This window comes from Plesiocystis pacifica SIR-1 (genome assembly GCF_000170895.1).
Taxonomy (GTDB): Bacteria; Myxococcota_A; Polyangia; order Nannocystales; family Nannocystaceae; genus Plesiocystis; species Plesiocystis pacifica.
Map to the genome: position 1 here is coordinate 1 of NZ_ABCS01000147.1, position 20,040 is coordinate 20,040.

The 20,040-nt window shown below is 70.4% G+C and carries 17 protein-coding genes; 7 read left to right on the forward strand and 10 right to left on the reverse strand.

The annotated features are described in order from the left end of the window. Positions 1-195 precede the first annotated feature (195 nt). Both PPSIR1_RS38440 and PPSIR1_RS38445 read right to left on the reverse strand, forming a co-directional pair. Complete coding sequence (locus PPSIR1_RS38440) at positions 196-1,791, reverse strand: alkaline phosphatase family protein (protein ID WP_157596415.1); 1,596 nt, start codon at positions 1,789-1,791, stop codon at positions 196-198. 123 nt (positions 1,792-1,914) lie between these two features. Next, positions 1,915-2,145, reverse strand: a complete 231-nt coding sequence (locus PPSIR1_RS38445; RefSeq protein WP_006976698.1) for a hypothetical protein — start codon at positions 2,143-2,145, stop codon at positions 1,915-1,917. Positions 2,146-2,629: 484 nt separating this feature from the next. Here PPSIR1_RS38445 and PPSIR1_RS45085 point away from each other — a divergent pair, with 484 nt between their 5' ends. Together PPSIR1_RS45085 and PPSIR1_RS38455 are read left to right on the forward strand one after the other, a co-directional pair. Continuing rightward, positions 2,630-4,441, forward strand: coding sequence for a serine/threonine-protein kinase (locus PPSIR1_RS45085; RefSeq protein ID WP_006976699.1), 1,812 nt, complete (start codon positions 2,630-2,632; stop codon positions 4,439-4,441). Between the two features lie 98 nt (positions 4,442-4,539). Then, on the forward strand, positions 4,540-5,637 hold the full coding sequence (locus PPSIR1_RS38455; protein ID WP_157596416.1) for a tetratricopeptide repeat protein: 1,098 nt from the start codon (positions 4,540-4,542) through the stop codon (positions 5,635-5,637). Between the two features lie 298 nt (positions 5,638-5,935). Here PPSIR1_RS38455 and PPSIR1_RS45090 read toward each other — a convergent pair whose 3' ends face one another. The 3 genes from PPSIR1_RS45090 to PPSIR1_RS38470 all read right to left on the reverse strand — a co-directional run bounded on the left by PPSIR1_RS45090 (position 5,936) and on the right by PPSIR1_RS38470 (position 9,725). Further along, positions 5,936-6,406 (reverse strand): helix-turn-helix domain-containing protein, encoded by a 471-nt coding sequence (locus PPSIR1_RS45090; protein ID WP_157596417.1) that lies wholly within the window; start codon positions 6,404-6,406, stop codon positions 5,936-5,938. Between the two features lie 12 nt (positions 6,407-6,418). Continuing rightward, positions 6,419-8,587 carry an excinuclease ABC subunit UvrB gene (gene uvrB / locus PPSIR1_RS38465; protein WP_006976702.1) on the reverse strand — a complete coding sequence of 723 codons (2,169 nt, stop codon included), beginning with the start codon at positions 8,585-8,587 and terminating at the stop codon, positions 6,419-6,421. 472 nt (positions 8,588-9,059) lie between these two features. Then, positions 9,060-9,725 (reverse strand): RNA polymerase sigma factor, encoded by a 666-nt coding sequence (locus tag PPSIR1_RS38470; protein ID WP_006976703.1) that lies wholly within the window; start codon positions 9,723-9,725, stop codon positions 9,060-9,062. Between the two features lie 73 nt (positions 9,726-9,798). On the opposite strand from PPSIR1_RS38470, the gene PPSIR1_RS45095 reads away from it, so the two are divergent. Continuing rightward, positions 9,799-11,448 carry a serine/threonine-protein kinase gene (locus PPSIR1_RS45095; RefSeq protein WP_006976704.1) on the forward strand — a complete coding sequence of 550 codons (1,650 nt, stop codon included), beginning with the start codon at positions 9,799-9,801 and terminating at the stop codon, positions 11,446-11,448. Here the strand turns inward: PPSIR1_RS45095 and PPSIR1_RS38480 are convergent. Beyond that, positions 11,380-12,078: a hypothetical protein gene (locus PPSIR1_RS38480; protein ID WP_006976705.1), complete on the reverse strand. Its 699-nt coding sequence runs from the start codon at positions 12,076-12,078 to the stop codon at positions 11,380-11,382. The genes PPSIR1_RS45095 and PPSIR1_RS38480 overlap by 69 nt on opposite strands. Positions 12,079-12,160: 82 nt before the next feature. Between PPSIR1_RS38480 and PPSIR1_RS38485 the strand changes: the two genes are divergently transcribed. Both PPSIR1_RS38485 and PPSIR1_RS38490 read left to right on the forward strand, forming a co-directional pair. Beyond that, positions 12,161-13,396 carry an acetyl-CoA C-acetyltransferase gene (locus PPSIR1_RS38485; protein ID WP_045117593.1) on the forward strand — a complete coding sequence of 412 codons (1,236 nt, stop codon included), beginning with the start codon at positions 12,161-12,163 and terminating at the stop codon, positions 13,394-13,396. Between the two features lie 36 nt (positions 13,397-13,432). Next, the gene (locus PPSIR1_RS38490; protein ID WP_006976707.1) at positions 13,433-14,713 is read left to right on the forward strand and encodes a LeuA family protein; all 1,281 of its coding nucleotides are present in this window, start codon (positions 13,433-13,435) and stop codon (positions 14,711-14,713) included. 459 nt (positions 14,714-15,172) lie between these two features. Here the strand turns inward: PPSIR1_RS38490 and PPSIR1_RS38495 are convergent, their stop codons facing one another. From PPSIR1_RS38495 to PPSIR1_RS38510, 4 genes are read right to left on the reverse strand one after another with little or no spacing between them, the layout of a single operon-like run. Further along, positions 15,173-15,865 (reverse strand): thiamine phosphate synthase, encoded by a 693-nt coding sequence (locus PPSIR1_RS38495; RefSeq protein WP_006976708.1) that lies wholly within the window; start codon positions 15,863-15,865, stop codon positions 15,173-15,175. 7 nt (positions 15,866-15,872) lie between these two features. Further along, positions 15,873-16,976 (reverse strand): hypothetical protein, encoded by a 1,104-nt coding sequence (locus PPSIR1_RS48815; RefSeq protein WP_006976709.1) that lies wholly within the window; start codon positions 16,974-16,976, stop codon positions 15,873-15,875. 8 nt (positions 16,977-16,984) lie between these two features. Beyond that, a complete protein-coding gene (bioD, locus tag PPSIR1_RS38505; RefSeq protein ID WP_006976710.1) occupies positions 16,985-17,734 on the reverse strand; it encodes a dethiobiotin synthase in 750 nt (249 codons plus the stop codon). Beyond that, positions 17,731-18,894, reverse strand: a complete 1,164-nt coding sequence (locus PPSIR1_RS38510; protein WP_157596418.1) for an aminotransferase class I/II-fold pyridoxal phosphate-dependent enzyme — start codon at positions 18,892-18,894, stop codon at positions 17,731-17,733. Before PPSIR1_RS38510 ends, bioD begins: the two co-directional genes overlap by 4 nt. A gap of 37 nt (positions 18,895-18,931) precedes the next feature. Between PPSIR1_RS38510 and PPSIR1_RS45100 the strand changes: the two genes are divergently transcribed. Continuing rightward, a complete protein-coding gene (locus PPSIR1_RS45100; RefSeq protein WP_086002088.1) occupies positions 18,932-19,573 on the forward strand; it encodes a 16S rRNA (guanine(527)-N(7))-methyltransferase RsmG in 642 nt (213 codons plus the stop codon). A 70-nt stretch (positions 19,574-19,643) separates the two neighbouring features. Then, complete coding sequence (locus PPSIR1_RS38520) at positions 19,644-19,871, forward strand: hypothetical protein (RefSeq protein ID WP_006976713.1); 228 nt, start codon at positions 19,644-19,646, stop codon at positions 19,869-19,871. Positions 19,872-20,040 lie beyond the last annotated feature (169 nt).

The following is a 20,040-nucleotide window of genomic DNA, read 5'->3' on the forward strand; positions in this document are numbered from 1 at the left end:
TACATTCTTGGAAGAGCCGAAGGCGTGGCCCGGCTCGAGCGCAGGAGTGGGGAGGCGCCCGCCGAATAGGCCGCGGTGCACCGTCGAAGCCACCCAGGCACCGCAGGCCCAAACCCACAGCCCCCTCAGTCAGGCCCAAACCCACAGCCTCCTCAGTCAGGCCCAAACCCACGATCTTCTCCGAAAGCAAAGAGCTCAGACCAGTTCCACGACCCCGAGCGAGCGCGCCCGCTCCAGCCAGCGCATCACCCGAGCCCGCTCCCGCGCCGTGAACTCTGGCGTGATCGGCCAGTTCCCCGTCGCGACCATCAGCTCCTCTTGCGAGCTCGTCACCCCGACTTGCTTCATCACCGCCTCCACATCCACGCGTAGCCTCGGCATCGAAGGCGGCGGCGGAGGCGAAGGATTGCCGAGCTTGTCCGGGTCGATGCAGCTCGCGAGGTCGTTGACCCCAGCCGTCCGCTCCGTCATCTCCGAGAGCCCAAACTTGCGGGTCACCGTCGCCGGGAAGCTCGCGTGGTCGAAGGGGGTGTGGTTGACGCAGCCGCTGCGCACGTGGGGCCCGACGACGACGGCGGGCACGCGAAAGCCCTGCTGCTGGAAGTCCGGGCCTTCGGTGTCCGGGGTCGTCGGCGGGGCGACGTGGTCGTAGAAGCCGCCGTGCTCGTCGTAGGTGATGATCAGCAGGCACTTGTCCCAGTAGCTCGACTGGGCCAGGGCCGTGTAGACCGAGGCGATCAGCGCCTGCCCGAGGGTGATGTCGTGCGAGGGGTGGTCGTCGTTCGAGGTGAAGCTCGGGTCGATGATCACGACCTGCTCGAGGGTGCCGTCGTCGATCGCGTCGAAGAACTCGTCGAAGCTGTCCGTGCCGCCGAAGCCAAAGCCCGGGAACGCGCCCCACTTCCACGCGACGTCGCCGTAGTAGTTGTTGTGGCTGATGCCCGCGTCGCCGCACACGTCCTGGATGGTGGTCGGCAGGGGCAGGGCGGGGGCGTTGGAGGTGCGGCCGTTGGAGGTGCCGCAGTGCAGGTAGTAGCGGTTGGGCCAGGTGCCGCCGAGCAGCGAGCAGTACCACTGGTCGCAGAGGGTGAAGTGGTCGGCGAGCTCCCACAGCACGGGCAGGTCCTCGCGGACGTGGTAGCCCATGACCTCGTCCTTGAGCCCCTCGCCGTGGATCTTGATCTGCTCGGTGACGAAGCCGTCGAGGGCTCCGCCGTTCCACTGGGCGTGGACCTCGTCCCACTGGTGGGGCGGATCGGCGGGCTCGTAGTTGGTCGAGTGGTAGACGCCGACCTCGTTGCCGAGGCCGTCGGGGTTGGTCTCGTCGCCGCTGAGGCCGTCGAGGTCGGTCTGCCCCTCGACGAGCTGGCGCGCGCCGAAGTAGTGGTCGAAGGAGCGGTTCTCCATGCACAGCACGACGATGTGCTCGACCTCGGCGAGGGCCTCGGCGGCGCTGAGGTTGGTGTCGTCGACGCAGGCGTCGCCCTCCCCGGTGTCGGTGGTGTCCGACTCGCCCTCGGTGGTGCTGGTGTCGGTGTCGGTGTCGGACTCGGTCGAGCTGTCTTCGTTGCCCGTGCCTTCGGTCGAGCCCGTGTCGCCCGACTCGCTGTCGTCGGTGTCCGTGCTCGACTCGCCGACCTCGTCGTCGGTCTCGCTGCCCTGGCTCGCGCCCTCGGCCGCGCCATCGTCGGCACAGGCGACGACGGCGGTACCCAGTACGGCGCCCACGCCCTGAAGGGCGCGACGGCGGGATAACAACCTTCGGACCGAGTCGAGATGTTTCTTGCTCATGGGCGCGGCGATCCTACAGCGGCCGCCGGGCCGGGTCGGTCTCGAGCCCGCTGCGCTGGCGGCGGCAACCAAAGCGGAGAGCGACCGTCGGGAAACGATCGCTCTCGGGTTCGCGCAGCGCGCTCAAAAGGTGAAGTGCTGCGAGACGATCTCTTCGGGCTCGTCCTCAACCTTGCGCTGAGGACGGGCCTTGAGGACCGTCGGCACCGGGACGCCCGCGGCGTCGAGCTTCTCCGCGATGATGTCCTCGAGGTAGCCGCTCACGCTGCGGCCATTGGCGTCGCAGTAGTCCTTGAGGCGCTGGTAGGTGATGCCTTTGACGGAAATGCTTCGGCGGGTCTGTCGCTTGGCCATGTTCTCTCTCGTCGCTCCCCGTTCTTCGACTCCTACGCCAAGGCGATCTCGCACGCAAGGGTCATTCCACAAGATGTTGTGGTGCGCTTGGTACGCCTGCACAATATCCTGTGGATGAACTGATCCAAGTGATCGAGAACATTGCAGAAATTCAGTCCTGAAGGTGTGCGCTCGTGTAGCATTTTTCACCATGATTCGACTAGACTGATTCAATAAATTTTAGGCTGTGGAGAAGATCTCTCGAGAGATCTCCACAGGATGGGTGGATTTTCCACAGCTGGCTGAGAGCGCCACCGGCCCGACTGGAGTCGGGGGCGGGCCGGAGTCCGCGTGAGGTGCGCCATCGCTCGGGTGACCAGGGGTCTGGTTTTGCGTATGGTGATCAGCGGTCAGCTTCATGCAGGTCGAGGCGGATACGCAGATCGTCTCGCCCCCGGGCCAAGGCTCGGCAGGCGCACGAGACGCCCCTCCTCGGGGGGTCGGCGTGGGCGATCGCGAGCTAGGCGCGGCGCGACGTTGGGTCGGGCGCTACGAGCTGATCCACCGTCTGGCCCACGGCGGCATGGCGACGGTCTACCTGGCCCGGGCCAAGGGCAAGGCGGGCTTCGAGAAGGTCGTCGCGGTCAAGATCATCCACGCGCACCTCGCGAGCGAGTCGCAGTTCGTGCGGATGTTCCTCGACGAGGCTCGCATCGCGGCGCGCCTGCACCACCCGCACGTGGTCGAGATCCTCGATCTGGGCGAGGTCGAGGGCGTCCACTTCATGGTCATGGAGTTCATCGAGGGCGACAACTTGTCGGCCCTCGTGCGCGCCCTCGACGGGGAGCAGCTGCCGCTCTCGGTGATCTTGTGTCTGCTCAGCGACACCCTCGAGGGCCTGGGCGCGGCCCATGATCTGCGCGACGTCGAGGGCGACCTCTACCGCCTGGTGCACCGCGACGTGTCGCCGCACAACATCCTGATCAACCTCGACGGCTGGGCCAAGGTCGGCGACTTCGGGATCATGAAGGCGGCGGGCAAGACCTCGAACACGCGGACGGGGGAGCTGCGCGGGAAGCTGGCCTACATGTCCCCGGAGCAGGCGCGGGGGACCGACCTGGACCTGCGCACGGACCTGTTCGCGGTCGGGGTGATCACCTGGGAGCTGCTGACCGGGAGGCGTCTGTTCGCTTGCGAGTCCGACGCGGCGACCCTCGAGCGGGTCATCGCCTGCCGCGTGCCGGACATCGACTTTGGCCCCGAGGGCGATCGCAGCGAGCTGGCCGAGGCGCCCGAGCTCGTCGAGGGCCTGAAGAATTTGATCGCGCGCAGCCTGGCGGCGAATCCGGAGGAACGCTTTGGATCGGCGGGCGAGATGCTGGGCGAGGTCCGGCGGCTAGCTCGCCTGGCCGAAGACCTCGAGGACAGCCCCGAGCCGCGCAACTACCTGGGCGCGCTGATGACTCGCTTCTTCAAGACCCGGGTCGACTACGCCCGGGCGGCGCTGCGGCGGACCGGGGAGTACGAGGCCCTGGGCCTGGCGCTGGCGAGCGAGAGCTCCTCGTCGGGGCGCTGGGCGGGGGAGCGTCGGCGATCGCCCAGCGGTGGCTGGGCCGTCGAGCCCACGGTCAAGGTCGGCCAGGGGCGCGGGGCGGTGAGCCATGGCGACGCGACGGCCCTCGTCGAGCGCGGGACGCCCACGCAGACGCCTCCGCCTCCGCCCGTGCTGCCGACGGGCTCGCACCCGAGCCTGGTCGCGCCGACGGGCGGGTCGTGGGCGCAGTGGGTGATCTTGCCGATGCTCGGAGCGGCGATCGCCGTCGCGGCGATGATGGTCATCAACCCGCCCAAGCGCGACGCCGACAGGCCCGTGGAGCCTCCGCGAGGTGAGGTCGAGCCGGGCGTGGAGGCGCCCCGAGAGCGCCTGCCGCCCGCGACGGAGTACGCCCCGCCGCCCGCGCGAGAGGTCCAGTGGCAGTTCACCAGCCAGCCCGAGGGGGCGACGGTCACGGTCAACGGCGAGGTCTGGGACGAGCCGACGCCGACGACCATCACCCTGCCCGCCGGGAACGAGGCGGTGGAGGTCGAGCTGAGCCTCCCGGGGCACCGCAGCCAGGTGCTGCGGCCCAAGCCGCTGAGCGACCAGAACTTCGACCGTCGCCTGGAGCCGCTGCCGGACTCCGAGAGCGGAGACAAGGGCGAGGGCGGCAAGCGACCGCGGCCCACGAAGAAGGTCGGCAAGACCAAGGACCCGGCTGGCTCCACCGACGGCGGGCCTTTCCTGCCGCCCCCGGACGAGCTCACCAAGGGCAAATGAGGCGCTGAGCCGCGCGCGCTCGCGCGGGGCGATACCATGGCGCGGTGAAGGGCGAGGGCTCCCGGCAGCGCGCTCGTGCGCTGAGTGTCGCGTTGATCGTGACGCTCGCGTTGCCGTGGCGCGTCGCGTGGGCGGGCCCGCCCGCACAGGGCGCGGACGCACCTGCTGCGACGGACGCACCTGCTGCAGGGGACGCACCGGACGCGGAGCCGGGCCTCGAGCCGCAGACGGCCCTCGACTGGTACGAGGTCGGCATCGCCGAAGCGCAGGCCAAGAACTACGTCGCCTCGGCCGAGGCCTTCCTGCGCTCCTACGAACTCCAGCCGACCTCGGCGGCGCTGTTCAACGCGGCCTACGCCTACGAGAGCGCGGGCGAGGCGGTGCTGGCCGTGCGGACCTACGCGCGCTTCGTGTCCGAGCCGGGCGCGAGCCCCGAGCAGGTCCGCAAGGCGGAGGCCTCCCTCGAGGTCCTCGCCACCCAGGTCGTCGTGCTCAAGGGGGTCCGCTACGCCGTCGATCGTCCGCCGGCGCGCCTGTTGATCAACGGGGTCGAGTACGGCCTCGACGACTTCCCCGTGGTCGTCGAGCCCGGCGACATCACCGTCGAGGTCCGCGACGCCGAGGGCGAGGGCGGGGAAGAGCGCTACGTGCTCTACGCGGGCGAGGAAGAGGTCCTCGACGTGCGCAACTTGCTGCGTCCGAGCGTGGAGACGCCGCCCGCACCGACGGTGGTTGATCGCAGCGCCGAGCTCGAGACCCTCGAGCGCCTCGCCGCCCGGGAAGAGCGGGCCCAGAGCGAGCGCGTGCACAGCATGCGGCTGGCGACCTACACCAGCCTCGGGTTCACCGCGGGCGCCGGCGTGGCCACGCTGACCATGGGCCTGCTCGCGGACCGCGAGCGCCGGGCCTACCTCGCCGACATCTGCGACGGCGCCTGCCCGGAGGGCAAGGAGGTCGGCGACCCGCAGACCCACTACGAGCGCTACAACATCTACCAGCCGGTGTTCATCTCCGCCGCCGCGGTGACCGTGGGCCTGACCATCGCAACGGGCGTGCTGGCCCTGGTCACCGCGAACCGCAAGGCCAAGCTCACGCGCTTGCGTGAGCTCCATCGGCAACAGCGCGAGGCGCTCACGCGAGAGCGCGCAACGCTCGAACTGCGCCTGGCCCCAGGCGGACTACAGCTACGTTTTTAGGACTGCCCGACCCCAAGCGGAGGAGCAGACAAAGCCATTGCGGCTACTCGAGGGCAGCTCGACCTCTATGGCTCACCAGGAGCCTACCGGTTCGGCGACCGCTGGCAGCTCGACCTCTCAGAGTTCGGCGACCGCTGGCAGCTCGACCTCTCAGAGTCCGGCGATCGCCAGCCGCTCGCCCCCTTCAGGGGGCGAAGAAAGCCGATGCAGAGGTACAAACGCCATTGCCCACCAGCCCAAGCGAAGGAGCGGAGCGACGCAGCGCCCCCAGTCTCCAACGCCTGCGGGGGCAAAGTAGTCAGGGGCGGTTCACGATCGTCGCGGCGATGTCGACGATCAGCTCGAGGTCGCGGGGCTCGGCGCGGTGGGCCAGCGCGATGAGGCGGGCGCGGTGGGAGAGCTCGACGGGGCTGGCCCGCTGCTCGAGGTTGGTGTCGGGGAGCAGCTCCGACAGGGCGATGCCGAGGCCTTCGGCGATGCGCAGCAGCGTCCGCAGGCCGGGGCTCTGGTAGCGGCCGTTCTCGAGCCGGGAGATCATGTCGGTGGCGATGCCCGCCGCGAGCGCGGCTTGCTTTTGGGTCATGCCGCGCTGCTCGCGGGCGCTGCGGATGCGCTGGCCCAGGGCGACCATGTAGCGACGCTCGCCAACCTCACGACCTCGACGCGGGTCGGGACGAGTCTCCTTGCGGGGCTCCGGACGAGCCACGCGCAGGGGCTCGACGTTCAGCTCGGGGGTCGGGCGGGTTCGCTCTTCAAATACCTGCTGCATGTCGGTCACTTCTCACTGTCCTCCGCCGTAGGCGAGCTGCTTGGCCTCGAGCACTCGGATGCGGTCGCGCAAAGTCGCCGCCTCCTCGTATCGTAGCCCCTTGGCCAGGGCTCGCATCTCCTGCTCGAGCTCGCGGATACGCTCGGGCAGTTCACTGGGTAGTAGGTCTTGGTCGCGGGCGCGATCGAGGCCGACGGGCAGCTGCTTGGCCGCCGCCTTCGACCCGCGCTTGCCCGCGCTGCCCCCGGCGCTCCCGGGGGCCGCCCGCTCTTGCTCGAGGGGCGTGATCTTGGCCCGCGTCGAGCGCGGGGTGATCCCGTGTTTGGCGTTGTAGGCCGACTGGATGGTCCGTCGGCGCTCGGTCTCGTCCATCGCCGCGCGCATCGAGTCGGTCACGCGGTCGGCGTACATGATGACCCGACCGTCGACGTTGCGCGCGGCTCGACCGCAGGTCTGGACGAGGCTGCGCCTGGCCCGGAGGAAGCCCTCCTTGTCGGCGTCGAGGATCGCCACCAGGGAGACCTCGGGGATGTCGAGGCCCTCGCGCAGCAAGTTGATGCCGACGAGCACGTCGAACTCGCCCAGGCGCAGGTCGCGGATGATCGCCACGCGCTCGAGGGTGTCGACGTCGGCGTGCAGGTAGCGAACGCGGACGCCGAGGTCGGCGTAGTACTCGGTCAGGTCCTCGGCCATGCGCTTGGTCAGGGTCGTGACCAGCACGCGCTCGTCCTTGTCGGCGCGGACGCGGATCTCGTCGAGGAGGTCGTCGACCTGTCCGGCGGTGGGGCGCATCTCGATGGGCGGATCGAGCAGCCCCGTGGGCCGAATGATCTGCTCGGTGACCACGCCCGAGGTGCGCTCGAGCTCGTAGTTGCCCGGGGTCGCCGAGACGTAGATGGCCTGGGCGATGCGCTCGTCGAACTCGTCGAACTGCAGGGGCCGGTTGTCGAGGGCCGAGGGCAGGCGAAAGCCGTGCTCGACGAGGGTCGACTTGCGGGCCCGGTCGCCCTTGTACATCGCGCGGACCTGGGGAAGGGTCACGTGCGACTCGTCGACGACGAGCATGAAGTCCTTGGGGAAGTAGTCGAGCAGGGTCGGCGGGGCCTGGCCCGCCTCGCGCCCGGTCAGGTGGCGCGAGTAGTTCTCGATGCCCGAGCAGCGGCCCATCTCCTCGAGCATCTCGAGGTCGAACATGCAGCGCTGCTCGAGGCGCTGGGCCTCGACGAGGCGCTCGTTGGCGCGCAGCTCTTGCAGCCGCTCCTGGAGCTCGCCGCGGATGCGCTCGATGGCCGCGCGCAGCTTGCTCGCGGGGGTCACGTAGTGGCTCGCGGGGAAGATGGTGACCCGCTTCATGTGCCCCCGGGTCACGCCGCGCAGGGGGTCGATCTCGCGGATGGCCTCGACCTCGTCGCCGAAGAACTCGACGCGCACGGCGGTGTCGTCCTCGTAGGCCGGGAACACCTCGACGACGTCGCCGCGCACCCGGAAGGTCCCGCGGTGGAAGTCGACGTCGTTGCGCTCGTACTGCATGGCCACGAGGCGGCGCAGCAGCACGTCGCGCTCGAGCTCCTCGCCCACGGCGATCGGCGCGATCATGCCGTAGTAGGCCTCGGCCGAGCCGATGCCGAAGATGCACGAGACCGAGGCGACGATGATCACGTCCCGGCGCGACAGCAGCGAGAAGGTCGCCGCGTGACGCATGCGGTCGATCTGCTCGTTGATGTTCGAGTCCTTCTCGATGTAGGTGTCCGTCGAGGGGACGTAGGCCTCGGGCTGGTAGTAGTCGTAGTAGCTGACGAAGTACTCGACGGCGTTGTCGGGGAACAGCGCCTTGAACTCGCCGTAGAGCTGGGCCGCGAGGGTCTTGTTGTGGGCCAGGATCAGCGTCGGGCGCTGGGTCTTGGCGATCACGTTGGCGATGGTGAAGGTCTTGCCTGAGCCGGTGATGCCCAGCAGGACCTGGTCGGCGTCGCCGTTGTCGAGGCCCGAGACGAGCTCGGCGATGGCGTTGGGCTGCGAGCCCCGAGGCTCGAACTCGCTCACCAGGGTGAAGGGGCGGTCGGCCGCGATCGTGGGTCGAACGGGGTTGTCGAGGTCCCAGCCGAGCTCGGCTTCGTCGACTTCTTGGTGCTCGTCGATCCAGGCCTCTTCGGCGGAGCTCGCGGTGCGGCGCGTAGGCATGGATCGGACGATACCCCCGGAGGGGTTGGGACCAGACAGAGTCACGGGTGGGCCTGGGGAGAGGCGGGGGAGGTGGGCGACGGCCGACCCCGGCGCGAGGTCGCGTCGGTGAATCCGGGGCCGGCGTCGCGGGCGAAAGCGCGACTCCGAGGGAGGAGGCGGCTCTGCCTTGACCAGGGGACGCGGATGCCGATGGGGTGAATTCGGCAGTGTCGTGCGCTCGTGGGTGCGCCTCCCGGTCGGTCGGGTTGCGCACGGGTGCGCCTCCCGGTCGGTCGGGTTGGTTGCCGATCACCCAAAGTCGATCACGGCAATCTCGATCTTTCTCAGATCTTTCTCGGATCTTTCTCGGATCTTTTGCCTGCGCGCTCCCAACGCAGGGGTTGGGAGGCGCCGCGCTCGCGTCCTCACCGCCGAGCGGGGGTCAAAAGCGCCCGAAAGCACCCTAAAGCAACGTAGATGCCTGGGGATCTCAAGCCGGCGAGGAGCTGGAGTCGCTCGGACCGAGGTGCCCGCGCATCGACGCGACCCAGCGCTCGAAGTTGTCCAGGGTCGAGCGGACCATGCGCGGATCCTTGGCGAGCTCCTCGACGCGCTGGTCGAGGAGGGCACGGGCCTTGCGCAAGCGTCCACGGATCGTGCCCTCGGGGATGTCGTAGACCTCGGCCAGCGCGGCGCCGGACAGGCCCTCCCAATAAAAGAGCTCGAGCAGAATCTGGAGCTCGACGGGCAGGCGCCGGAGCGCCCGGAGCAACAGGCGCTCTTCTTGGGCCTGGTTCACGAGGCTCAAGGCGTTGTCGCCCAGGTCTTCGACGCTGATCGTGTCGAAGTCGATGGCGTCGCCCCGGCGCGAGCGCGAGCGCCAGTACATCAAGGCGCGCTTGCGCGCGATGGCGAACAGGTAGGTGCGGAAGCTGGCCTGCCCGCGGAAGGCCTCGAGGCCGTGGACGCAGGCGGTGAGCGTCTCTTGCACGAGATCCTCGGCGTGGTTGGGGACCTTGGTGCGGAAGAAGCGGTACAGGGCGTCGAAGTGGCGCTCGATGAGCACGCTGCCCGCTTCACGATCACCCTCGCGCCAGGCATCGAGGAGCGCCTCGTCCGGGGTATCGCGGAGCGCGTCACGCGTCGAGGAGCTCACGGGGGAAAGGTAACTCAGCTTTGCGCGGGTGGGGTCGCTTTCTCGCTTCGCCGCCCTCGGGCATCATCGCGCGGTGGTCGGCTCGGACGCGCACAGCCCCGGTGAGGCAGCGGACGCTGGGCCCGAGTCGGAGTCGGGTGCGGACTCGGTCTCCGGGCCGGGGATCGACCCCGACGCGATGCGTCGCTTCGGCGATGAGCTGGCCCTGGAGACCGATCCGATCGGTCGCGCGCGCGCCCTGGCCAAGGTCAAGGCGGGCTTGCTCGGGCCTTCGATCGCGGTGACTGGCGCGTCGACCTCGACGTCGACCTCGACCGGCACGGCGCGCGCGCACAACAGCGCGTCGGGTTCGCTCCGCAGCGCGCCGCCACAGCTCGGTCGCCCGGCGACCTCGAGCGACGTCTCGCGCTACCTCAAGCTCGGCCGCTACCTCGCGCTCCAGCGCCTGGGTGCCGGGGGCATGGGCGTGGTCCACTTGGCCTTCGATCTTCAGCTCGAGCGGCGCGTGGCGATCAAGCTGGTGCGCAGCCGCGGCAAGACCGGGGAGGCCCGGGCCCTCGAGCAAGCCCGGTTGATGCGCGAGGGTCGGAGCCAGGCGCAGCTGAGCCACCCCAACGTGGTCCCCGTGCACGACGTCGAGCTCGTCGACGAGCAGGTCGTGTTGGTCATGGAGTACGTCGAGGGTCGGCGCCTCGATCACTGGCTCGAGCGCACGGCCCAGGCGAGCTCCGACGCGCGCTTGCGCAGGACGCTCGAGGTGTTCATCGACGCCGGCCGGGGCCTCGCGGCCGCGCACGCGGCCGGGCTCGTGCACCGCGACTTCAAGCCCAGCAACGTCATCGTCGACACCGACGGCCGCGCGCAGGTGCTCGACTTTGGCCTGGCCCTGCCGGCGCCCGAGCGCGGCACGCCGCTCTACGAGAGCAACAACGACAGCCGCGAGAGTCGCCAGAGCATGCCCGGCGCCGGCACGCCGCGGTACATGGCGCCGGAGCAGCGCCAGGGCGAGATCGCCACGGCGGCGAGCGATCAGTACGCCTTTTGCGTGGCGCTGTGGGAGGCGCTGTTCGAGGTCCACCCCAGCTACGAGCAGACCCGACGGCCGCGACCCCGGGCCCTCGCCAAGATCCTCGCGCGCGGCCTGGAGGAAGGCCCAAACCAGCGCTGGTCGTCGATGGAAGAATTGCTCGAGCGCCTCGAGCCCTTCGCCCGCCCGTCGCGACTGCGGCGCAGCGGCGGCGTGGTCCTGGCCGCGGTCAACGTCGTGGCCCTGGCCGCCCTCGGGGTGATCGTGGGCAGCACCGCGGGGTCCTCGGGTCGGTCGGGGGCGCTCGTGAACCCGGGGCCCGTCGACGAGGTCGAGGGCGTCGGCGTGGCGGCCCTCCTCGCGCCCTCGCCCCCGAGCTTCGAGGACCTGGCCGTGCTGCTCTACGCCGAGGCCCAGGACGAGGCGCTGCGCTACGCCCCGGAGTCGCGCTGGAAGGGGCTGCGCGTGGCCTCCCCAGGGCGCTGGGTGTTCTTGTTTGGCGACGAGACCAGCGACTTCGAGATCGAGCTCGAGCGCTCGGACAGCGAGCTGCCCGGGATGAAGTCGATCGCCGGGCAGCGCTGGTGGGTCAGCTCCGCGCGGGCGCCTCGGCCGGAGGCCTCGGGCTCAGCGCGGCCGGAGCTCGAAGGCGCCAAAGCGCCAGTCGAAGCCGAGCTCGGCGATGAGCAGGGGTGACTCGGTGAGCGCCGCGAGCAGGTCGACGCGCACGCCCCAGCGGCGGGTGCCGACGCGCGTGGTCACGCCGCCGCCGAACACCGTGCGTCGGCCAAAGGCCGTGGCGCGCTGGGGGTCGGTCAGGGCCGCGCGCACGTGGGCCACGCCCGCGTCGAGGCCCGCGGAGAAGTAGCCCGCGCTGAGCACGACGCTGCCCAGGCCCAGGTGGGTGCGGGGCACGAAGGTCGGCACGGCGCCGACGGGGGGATGGAGCACGGGGCGGTAGTGGGCGCCGAGCTCGAGCACGCGCCCGCGGTAAGCCGCGAGCGCGACCACGGGCCACACTTGGGGGCGCGTCTGGCCCGGGAGCCAGTGCGCGGTGGCGCCGATCGTCAGGTGATCGAGGACGCCGACGAGGACCTCGACGCGGTAGCGGTGCGGCACCCCGCCGGCCGCTCCGACCGCGACGACACCGTGATCCAGGAACCGGGCGCTCACCGGGACGGGCCGCTGCAGCCAGGCGCGCAGCCCTCCCTGCCCGTCTTCCTCCTGCCCATCTTCCCGGGTGTCCCCGGCGGGCGCGTCGAGGTCGACGGGCGCAGGCGCGGCGAGGATCGAGGCCAGGGCGAAGGTCACGAGGGAGAGGCTCATCGTCGTGGTCGCAACCGTGAGTAAGCCCCGGCGAAGGCCCCGTGGCCTGCGTGGCATACTACCTCCAGCCAACGGCTCGCGGATGGATCCCGAGCCCAGCTGGCTCTGGACAAGCGCAGTGACTCAGAAAGCTCTCTCCCGTTCGATCTACCTGGTGGCCGCCAAGCGCACCCCCTTTGGGGCCTTCGGCGGCGCGTTCAAGGACCTCAGCGCCACGGACCTCGCCGTCGAGGCGGCCAAGGCTGCCCTCGCGGCTGGCGAGGTCGACCCGGCGGCCGTCGACCACGTCGTGTTCGGCAACGTCGCCCAGACCTCGGCCGACGCCATCTACCTCGCGCGCCACGTGGGCCTGCGCGCCGGCTGCCCCGAGGCCACCCCGGCCCTGACCGTCAACCGCCTGTGCGGCTCGGGCTTCCAGTCCGTCATCAACGGCGCCCACGAGATCCTCGTCGGCGACGCCGAGATCGTGCTGACCGGCGGGACCGAGAGCATGAGCCAGGCCCCCCACGCGGCCCGCGGCCTTCGCTGGGGCACGCGCCTGGGCAAGAGCCCGGAGCTCGAGGACACGCTGTGGGCCTCGCTGACCGACAGCTACGCCGGCTGCGCCATGGGCGTGACCGCCGAGAACCTGGCCGAGAAGCACGGCATCACCCGGGAGCAGGCCGACGCGTACGCCCTGCGCAGCCAGCAGGCCTGGGCCGCGGCCAAGCAGGGCGGCTACTTCGACGCCGAGATGGCGCCGGTGACCGTGACCAAGCGGCGCAAGGAGATCCTCGTCGACACCGACGAGCACCCGCGCGCCGACTCGAGCATGGAGGGCCTGGCCAAGCTGCGGCCCTCGTTCAGCAAGACCGGCGTGGTCACGGCGGGCAACGCCTCGGGCATCTGCGACGGCGCCGGGGCGATCATCCTCGCCAGCGAAGCGGCCGTGAAGCAGCACGGCCTGACCCCGCTCGCGCGCCTGGTCCAGTACAAGGTCGCCGGCGTCGATCCCAAGTTCATGGGCATCGGCCCCGTGCCGGCGATCCGCGGCGCCCTCGAGCGCGCGGGCCTGGGCCTGGGCGACATGGACCTGGTCGAGATCAACGAGGCCTTCGCGCCCCAGTACCTCGCCTGCGAAAAAGAGCTCGAGCTCGATCGGGCCAAGGTCAACGTCAACGGCGGCGCGATCTCCCTGGGTCACCCCCTGGGCGCCTCGGGCACCCGGATCACGGCGCACCTCGTCCACGAGCTGCGCCGCCGCGAGGCTCGCTACGCCGTCGGCTCGGCGTGCATCGGCGGCGGTCAGGGCATCGCCCTGGTGCTCGAGCGGGCCTGAACCTCCAGCGAACGCAAACACAGGACCGAGAGCGAGATGGCTGACCTGCAACGAGACGAGTCCACGGAACGCAGCGCGAGCGAGCTGGTCTTCGACTGGAATTCGCGCAACCGTCGGTGGTCCTTGAGCCCGCTCAAGGACAAGCAGCTGACCTTCTTCGACGAGACCCTGCGCGACGGCATCCAGTCGCCCTCGGTCCGCGACCCCTCCCTCGAGGAGAAGCAGGAGATCCTGCGGCTGACCGCCTCGCTGGGCATTCAGTCCGTGGACCTGGGCCTGCCCGGGGCCGGGGCGCGGGCGGTCGAGGACGTGACCGCGCTGATCGAGTACGCCGAGCGGGAGAAGCTCGGCATCGAGTACGCGTGCGCGGCCCGGACCCACGAAAAGGACATCAACGCCGTCGCCGACATCGCCGACAAGACCGGCAAGCCGATCATGGTCTACGCCTTCCTCGGCTCGAGCCCGATCCGGCTGTTCACGGAGAACTGGTCGATCCAGACCCTCCTCGACCGCACGCGCAGCTCCGCCGAGCTGTGCCGCAAGCGGGGCCTCGAGATGTGCTTCGTCACCGAGGACACGACCCGCTCGACGCCGCAGGTGCTCAACCAGCTGTTCAGCTGCGCCGTCGAGCACGGGGTCACGCGCCTGTGCCTGTGCGACACCGTCGGCCACGCCACGCCCGACGGCGTCCGCGACCTGGTCACCTTCACCCGCATGTTGCTCGAGGCCATCGACATGACCCACGTGGGCATCGACTGGCACGGCCACAACGACCGCGGGCTCGGGGTGACCAACAACATCATCGCGCTCGAGAACGGGGCCGACCGCATCCACGGCACGGCCCTGGGCATCGGCGAGCGGGTCGGCAACGCCTCCCTCGACCAGACCTTGATGAACCTCAAGCTGCTCGGGGAGATCGACTACGACCTGACCAACCTCGTGCCCTGGTGCGAGGCCGTGGCCAAGGCCTGCGAGGTGCCGATCCACCAGCAGTACCCGCTGGTCGGCGCCGACGCCTTCCGGACCGCCACGGGCGTGCACGCGTCCGCGGTCATCAAGGCGATCAAGACCGGCGACGTCGACCTGGCCGACCGCATCTACTCGGGCGTGCCCGCCAACTGGTTCGGCAAGCAGCAGGCCATCGAGGTCGGCTTCATGTCCGGCGAGTCCAACGTCCGCTACTGGCTCAGCAGCCGCGACATCGAGGTCGAGGAGGCCCTGGTCAAGCGCATCTTCGCCAAGGCCAAGTCGACGAGCCACATCCTCACCGACGCCGAGATCATGGCCGAGGTCGACGCGCACCGAGCCAGCAACTAGCTGCGCTGAACCAACAAAAACGCACCGAGCGGCCTGGGCCGTCGGTGCGTTTTTTTGTTTGCGTGCTCGAGCGAAGAGGTGCGTGGAGTTCAGCCGCGCAGCAGCAGCTGAATCAGCGCGAGGCAGCCAAAGGCGAGCAGGATCATCGTGGTCAGGTGCGACTCGACGCCGGAGCGGCGGCTGAGGTCGCGCCAGGGAACGGAAGGTAGAGGTCCAGTCCGGAGTCGGCGAGCCGGGAGGCTCCGCCGCGTGGCCCTTTGGCCAGTATTCGAGCTACGCAAAACATCCATGGATCGAGTGTTCGCCGCGCTGCGCAGCAAGGCAAATTTTTGACGCAGAGCGAGGGCGGTTGTGACGGTTGATCGCCTCGAGATCAGACGGGCTGAACTACAGGGTGTTCAGACCGAGTTGACCAAGGCGAGGATCGAAGGTCGTTGGCTGTCGACCGCGACTTCGATGTCATGGCGAAAAGGCAGCGACCATCGCTCGGGTGCGATCGCGGATCGCGTCGGGGTCGTCGGCCGTCAGCGCACCGATCGCGGCCAGCGACTCGACCTTCGTTTGCGCCACGAGGGGCGCGCGCTCGTGGTCAATCCCGCCGATGGCAACGATCGGCAGCTGCGGCGGCGCGACCTCGCGGCGGATCGTGGCCAGGCGCTCGAGGCCGACTGCGGGGTCGGCCTTGGCCTTGGTCCGGGTTGGGAACACGGGGCCGAGGCCGATGTAGTCCGGCAGCCAGGGGAGGGCGGCGAGGGCTTCGACCTGGGCGCGGGAGTGGGTCGAGAGGCCCAGGCCGAGGCCGGCGTCGCGCACACGCTCGAGGGCGCGCGCGGGCTCGGCCACCGCCGCGAGGTCTTCTTGACCGAGGTGCACCGCGGCGACGGCAACGCCAGCGTCGAGGAGCTCGAGGGCGAGCTCGAGGTCGTCGTTGAGCACGAAGGGGACCTCGGCGGCGACGCAGACCGGCGCGATGCGTCGGGCGAGGGCGGTGCGCTCGTCTCGGCTCGCGTGCTTGGCCCGGAGCTGGAGGACGCGGGCGCCCCCGTCGAGGAGCGCGGCCGCGAGGACATCGGGCTCGAGGGCGTGGGCGAAGGGCCAGTCGAGGATCGCGTAGAGGCCGGAGACGGACGGGCGGATCGGGTGCTTTGTCACGGGAGGCCTACCTCGGGCCGCACAGGTCGCCGCGCGCTTGCAGGCCGGTCGGGTTGCCGAGGAACTGCGGCGGGATTGGGTCGGGCTCGACGGGCTCGGCTTCTTCTGCGGGCGCGCTCGCGGAGGTCGCCGGGCTCGACGGGCTCGGGCTCGGGCTCGACGCGCTGCCGTCGGCGTTCTCCCAATCGTCGTCGTCGTCCCCCCAGTCGTCGCCGTCCCAGCTGTCGCCGTGGTTGCCGTCGTCGCCGCCGTCACCCTCGATGAGCTCCTTGGGCGGGTCCTCGCCGAGGGAGTCGGGATCGACCTCGGCCCCGCGGGCGAGCGCGGGCGGGTTGGGGACCTGCTTTTGAAAGCTGACGGTCAAGCTCTGGGACCCGCGACCGTTGGGCTTGGGCTGCTTGATGACGGTCTTCTTGGGCACGATCTTGCCGGCGACGACGTGCAGCTCGTCGTGGCGGATCGTCCACAGCCACTGCTTGCCGTCGTCCTTGCCCCCGCCTTCGATGCGCCACGAGGTCGCGCCCGCGAACACCCACTGCTCTTCGAACCAGGCGAAGCGCAGCTGTTGTTCGTAGGCGCCGTTGGTGATCGTGATCAGCTCGCGCCGCGCCTTGCGATCCCAGCGGCGGTCGAGGACCTCGTGGGGCCCGTCGATGAGCGGCGCGCCCCCGAGGATCATCCCGACGAAGGCCTCGGGGTCCAGGCGCAGGCCGAGCAAGCTCTCGACGGCGCAGGCCGTCGGCGGCCCGGAGTAGTAGCCCGGAGGCAAGCTCGCGCCCTCGCGCCCGCCGACCCAGCGCAGCCCGTACTGGTCCTCGTTGACGGCGAGGCTGACGAGCTCGTTGCCGGCGACCTGGATCGTCCCGGCGAAGCGCTCGGGGGCCTGGGCGACGAGCATGAGGTTCGCCCCCGGTCCGCCGCCCTGGCGGATCTTCGCCCGCGGCACCTGGACCGCGTCGAGGGTCGGCGCCGTCGCGGCCATGAACACGTCGTCCCCGGGGCGAGCCGAGGGCGGATAGGGGGCCTCGCCCCGGCAGCCGGCCAGGCTCGCGAGACCAGCGAGCGCGAGGAGGGGAAGGGCGAAGCGCGAGGACCGAGAAGACCGAGGCATGGCAGGGCTCAGGTGCGGGCGAGCAGGCGCGACCAGATCTCGGGCTGCAGCCAGCTCGAGTCGTCGGGGTAGACGGGCGGTCGCCCCAGGAAGGGTAGGCGACCCAGGCAGGGCAGGCCGCTGCGCGTGGCGATGACCTCGGCGTTGTGGCCGCGGGAGGGGTCGTGGCGGGGGAGGAGCTGGGTGAAGATGAAGCCCACGGGCTCGAGCTCCCGGGCGCGCAGGGCCTCGATGGTCAGCAAGGTGTGGTTGATCGTCCCGAGCCCGGCCCGGGCGACGATCAGCGGGCGCGCGCGCAGGGCCGTGATCCACTCGGGCAGCCAGGTCCCGCCGGGCATGGGCACGAGCAGACCGCCGGCGCCCTCGATCAACGACAGCTGCGCGCCGTGGCGCTGCTCGATGCGCGCGAGGGCCCAGCGCGCCCGGCCGATGAGCGACTCGGGGTCGCTGCGGCTCACGCCCTCGCCGAGGAAGGGCGCCTCGTCCTCGGCCAGGCCCGGCGCGACGGGGGTCGGCCAGCGCATCGGCGCGAGCTCGTCGAGCTCCGAGGGATCGAGGATCGACGCCGCCATCAAGCGAGCGTGATCGCTGCGCGGCCCCTCGGGTCCGGACACCGCCGGCTTGAAGGGGATCGCGGTGACGCTTGCACGCGCTGCGGCCTGGAGCAGGGCGCAGGTGACCACCGTCTTGCCCGCGTCCGTGTCCGTGCCGACGACGAAGATGCGGCTGGGGGAGTAGCTCGTGCCGGCTTCGATCATGCGTCTTCCAGGCAGCGCAGCAGGTCATCGGCGAAGGCGTCGACCTGCTCGAGGGAGTGGCCGGCGCAGATCGTCACCCGCAGCCGGGCCGAGCCCTCGGGCACGGTGGGGGGACGGATCGCCTGGACGTGCCAGCCGGCGTCGAGGAGCCGGGCCGAGATGGCCAGCGCGCGGGCGTTGCTGCCGACGACGATGGGGTGGATGGGCGAGCGCAGCGCCGGGAAGGCCTGGCCGTGGCTCGCCCCGAGGCGGGTACGGAAGCGGTCCACCTTTCGCCACAGTTGACCACGCAGCGCCTCGCCCTCGGGTCCGCGCACGCGCTCGAGCTGGACCTCGATCGCCGCCGCGAGCATGGGCGAGACGCCGGTCGAGAACACGAAGCCCCGGGCGTGGCTGCGGATCCACGCGCACGCGACCTTGGAGCCCGCGACGAAGGCCCCCGCGCAGCCAAAGGCCTTGCCCAGGGGCGCGACCGTGATCGTCGGCCGAGCCCGCAATAGCGCCCCGCGGCCGCGCCCGCCCGCGAACAGGCCCAGGCCGTGGGCCTCGTCGAGGTAGAGGCAGCCGCCGCCGGCGAGGTGCCCCTCGAGGTCCCCGAGGCTCGGCCCGTCGCCGTCCATGGAGAACACCGACTCGCACACCCACCAGTCCCGCGGGGCCGCCTCGCGGCTTCCGAGCTTGGGCGGCTGGAGGTGCTCGAGCAGGCTCCGAGGCGCCGCGCTCAGGCGCATGCCGTCGATCAAGCTCGCGTGGTTGAGGCGATCGCTGTGGACCCGATCGTCCTTCGAGAGCAGGCAGGGCAGCACCGAGGCGTTGGCCTGAAAGCCGCTGGGGAACAGCACCGCGTCCTCGTGGCCGAGCCACTCGGCAAATCGAGCCTCGACCCGGCGGTGCACCTCGAGGTCCCCACACACCAGCCGCGACGCGCCCGAGCCCGTGGCGTCGGCGGCCTCGATGGGCATCTGGCTCAGGCCCAGGTAGTCGTTGCTGCAATAGGAGACGACCTCGCGGCCGTCGAGCGCGTAAGCCAGGCCCTCACGCCCGCGAATTGGCGGACAGCGGCGGGTCAGGCTGCGCTGGGCCTCGTCGTCGAGGCGCTCCAAGAGGCGGCTGTCGAGTTCTCGGTTGCCCGAGGCCGGCGCTGGGACGCGGCGGGTCACGGGGGCCATCCAAACCGGGACGACGCATCATGGCAAGATGACGGCCGTGAGCGCAGACGAGATCGCCCGAGCGGCCGAGGATCTCGGCCTCCCCGAGGAGGCCGTTGATCTCGATAAGGTGTTGATATTAAAAGATTTTCTAAAGTTCTACGGACGCGCCGCGAACCTCACCGGGAGCCTCGCGGATGCAGACCTCGACGCGCATGTGATCGAGGGTTTGCAGCTCGTCGCTCTTGCACGGCAGCTCGGCGTCCAGGGGCGCTGGCTCGACATTGGCAGCGGCGGAGGCTTCCCTGGCCTCGTCCTCGCCATCGGCCTCGACCTCCAGCTCACCCTCGTCGAGCCCCGAGAGAAGCGCGCCGACCTCCTGACCCTCGGACTCCGCAAGCTCGGGCGGGCGGACTGCGAGGTCCTGCGTGGGCGAATCGATGGAGGCCAGTGGCGAGGCATCGAGGGTGGACCCTTGGAGCCGGGCTTTGACGCCTGCTCGGCGAGGGCCGTGTTTGAGCCAGAGCGCTGGGTTCGGGAAGGCGGACCCTGGCTCCGGCCAGGCGGGCTGCTCTTCACCCATCTCGGCGCAGGTCAGGTCGCGCCTGCTGGGCTCGACGAGCAGGGCCGCTTGGAGCGAGGCCGATGGGCGATCGTCGCGGGTGTTCCACGTGGAACATTGGGGAGCTGAGGGCGGAGCGGCTCCGGGTGTTCCACGTGGAACATGATGGATCTGGGCTTCGATGGGGGCGGGGACGCTCGTGAACCATGGGCGCGACTGGGGCGAGGTCCGCAAGGCCGCCCGGCTGGCCCTGTGGGACTACCCGGCTTCGCGTTGGATCATCGTCCACCGCTGCGAAGATGCCCCCGCGTTCGCGCTGGATCGCAAGGACAGCGTGGAGATGCTCTATTGGCGCCCCGAGCCTGGGGAGGCGCAACCGCGCGAGCTCCAGCGCGCGTGGGCGCGCTGGAGCTCGGCTTCATCGTAGGCGCTCGCGCGCCCGGGCGATCAGCGGACGAAGATCACGCCCGACCACCACGGGAACCAGCCCTCGTCCTGGCTGCCGCCTTCGCCCCAGCCGATGCGCAAGGTGGTGCTGGTGGCCTGGAGCTGGAAGGGAGTGTCGCCCGTGGGGAAGGCCTCCTCGCACTCGACGC

Excerpts from the sequence above, each read along its gene's own strand:
- PPSIR1_RS38485 (WP_045117593.1), top strand. The coding sequence starts at position 12,161 with ATGGATCCCGAGCCCAGCTGGCTCTGGACAAGCGCAGTGACTCAGAAA.
- PPSIR1_RS45090 (WP_157596417.1), bottom strand. The coding sequence starts at position 6,406 with ATGCAGCAGGTATTTGAAGAGCGAACCCGCCCGACCCCCGAGCTGAAC.
- uvrB (WP_006976702.1), bottom strand. The coding sequence starts at position 8,587 with ATGCCTACGCGCCGCACCGCGAGCTCCGCCGAAGAGGCCTGGATCGAC.
- bioD (WP_006976710.1), bottom strand. The coding sequence starts at position 17,734 with ATGATCGAAGCCGGCACGAGCTACTCCCCCAGCCGCATCTTCGTCGTC.
- PPSIR1_RS38480 (WP_006976705.1), bottom strand. The coding sequence starts at position 12,078 with ATGAGCCTCTCCCTCGTGACCTTCGCCCTGGCCTCGATCCTCGCCGCG.
- PPSIR1_RS38440 (WP_157596415.1), bottom strand. The coding sequence starts at position 1,791 with ATGAGCAAGAAACATCTCGACTCGGTCCGAAGGTTGTTATCCCGCCGT.
- PPSIR1_RS38490 (WP_006976707.1), top strand. The coding sequence starts at position 13,433 with ATGGCTGACCTGCAACGAGACGAGTCCACGGAACGCAGCGCGAGCGAG.
- PPSIR1_RS48815 (WP_006976709.1), bottom strand. The coding sequence starts at position 16,976 with ATGCCTCGGTCTTCTCGGTCCTCGCGCTTCGCCCTTCCCCTCCTCGCG.
- PPSIR1_RS38445 (WP_006976698.1), bottom strand. The coding sequence starts at position 2,145 with ATGGCCAAGCGACAGACCCGCCGAAGCATTTCCGTCAAAGGCATCACC.
- PPSIR1_RS45100 (WP_086002088.1), top strand. The coding sequence starts at position 18,932 with ATGACGGCCGTGAGCGCAGACGAGATCGCCCGAGCGGCCGAGGATCTC.